The following is a 2,432-nucleotide window of genomic DNA, read 5'->3' as shown; positions in this document are numbered from 1 at the left end:
CCTTTACCAGTTATTGTTAATGATCCTGTAATTATTAGGCATTGTGATACAGATGCAGATTTAAACACAAACATTAATCTAACATTGGCTCAAGTAAATATTTCCGCGAATCATCTTAACGAAACGTTTAAGTACTACCCTACTCAAAATGATGCGATTAATGATACTGCTGAAATAACAAATCAAACAGCACACCCTGTTACCAATGGAGATGTTATTTGGGTTAAAACTAGTACTAATAAAAACTGTTATAGAATCTCTAGAGTTGAAATAATTGTAGGATTCTCTGCAGATGTTGCTTACAATACTCCTTTTGAAACTTGTGATGACTTTTTAGATATTGATGGTAATGACAACACCAATAATAACGATACAGATGGAGTTACTACATTTAATATAAGTTCTGTTATAAATGATGTAAAAGCATTGTTCCCTGTAGCAATCCGCCCTAACTTAGATGTATTAATATTTGAAACTATTGCGGATAGAGATGCTGTTCTTAATGCTATTCCAAATCTAACAAACTACAGAAATAAAAATGTACCTGCACATACACCACAACCTTTATATATTAAAATTATAAATACAATTAATAATGATTGTACAGGGATTGGTAGTTTTACTATTTGGGCACAACAACCACCCGTAGCTAATAAAGCTTTAGACTTTATTCTTTGTGACGATTTTGATAGTGGTGCTATTGATGATGGGGTAAATATTAATATTAACTTAAGAGATCGAGTTAATACCATTTTAGGCCCTGCACAAACAACAGGATATACAGTTACTTTTCATACTAGTGCTGCAGATGCAAATACAGGAAATGCTCCTATTCTTAACGATACTAATTATACAAACCAAACGAAAGATAAAGAAACAATATACATTAGAGTAGTCAATAACACAACGGGATGTTTTAATGATCATACTACTTTTGATATTATTATTAATCCACTTCCTACAATAGCAAATGCAATTCCTAACTTAGAAGTTTGTGATGTAGCTACAGCTAGTGATGGCGATCCTAGAAATAGACTTGCCCAAAACATTGATTTATCACAAAGAGATACAGATATATTGAACGGTAGGGATCCGAACCTATTTGAAGTCTCTTACCACAGAACACTTCAAAACGCAATAGACGGAGTTTTACCACTATCAAAAACTAGCTATTCTAACGATCCTGCATTTACTAACTTTCCTGCTAATTTATTAAGTGATGATCCTGCTACCGAAATTATACACATTAGCTTATTGAATAAAACTACTGGTTGTAGATATGGAATTGCAACATTACAATTAGTAATAATGCCAGAACCTAATATTCCTTTGAATATTGTTAATTATATTGATTGTGATAATGAATCAGATGCTAGCTCTGACGATACTAATGGAGTTAATGGGGACATAACGCTGAAAAATAAAATCCCTCAAATTTTAGCTAATTATCCTATTACAGATCATGCCAACTATAAAATAACATTCCATAATAGTTTGGCTGATGCACAAACTGGAAATGCACCTTTAGATGAAAATAAATATGAAAATACTGCTAATAATCAAACAATATATGTTAGAGTTGTAAATACTAAAACTTCTTGTGTAAATGATAATTTATCTTTCGATATTGTAATCAATCCATTACCTAGTTTTACAGTAAACACTCCAGTAATTGTATGTTTGAATAACCCTCAAACAAGATTAGAACCTATTAATCCTAATGCTACTTATAGCTATGAATGGACTTTAAAAGGAGATCCTAATGTACTTGGAACAGACGCATTTTTAGATGTATTAAAAGGAGGTACTTATCTTGTTACTGCAACAATGCAAGACGGAACTGGATGTACCAGAAGTAGAGAAATTGTAGTGAATGAATCTATTAACCCTACTTTAAATGATGATGACATCGTTATTGTTGATGACACAAACAATAATGGACTTGATGCATATTCTATTAAAATAATTACTGAAAATAAAAATTTAGGAATTGGTGATTATGAATTTGCAATTGTTGATGAAGAAAATAACATGACTGGGTTTCAAGACGATCCTTTATTTAACAATATCTATGGTGGTTTTTACAATGTTATAGTAAGAGATAAAAATGGTTGTAAACCTGATGCTCAATTAAAAGTATCTGTTATTGAATACCCTAAATTTATTACTCCTAATGGAGATGGGAAAAATGATACGTGGAAAATTAAAGGAGCAAACTCTAGTTTTTATCCTTCTAGCAATATAACTGTTGTTAATAGATATGGGAAAATTGTAGCCATTATTCCTATAGATAGCCAAGGTTGGGACGGAACCTACAATGGTAAATTACTACCTTCTAGTGACTACTGGTTTAAAATTCAACTCGTAGACAGAAAAGGAAAAATGCACCAACATCAAGGCCACTTCTCTATTTTAAGAAAATAATTTATTAA

1 protein-coding gene is annotated in these 2,432 nt (G+C 31.4%); it reads left to right on the top strand.

Translation table 11 applies throughout. From position 1 onward, the window contains the following. Positions 1–2,424: T9SS type B sorting domain-containing protein (locus Q0881_RS17630; protein ID WP_299163254.1), on the top strand; the 2,424-nt coding region annotated here is incomplete at its 5' end. Positions 2,425–2,432: the final 8 nt, after the last annotated feature.

The sequence above is a fragment of the uncultured Tenacibaculum sp. genome (assembly GCF_947494125.1).
In the GTDB taxonomy this organism is placed as follows: Bacteria; Bacteroidota; Bacteroidia; order Flavobacteriales; family Flavobacteriaceae; genus Polaribacter.
Note: the sequence above shows the minus strand (reverse complement) of the source record. Positions and strands in the feature narration are given on the sequence as shown.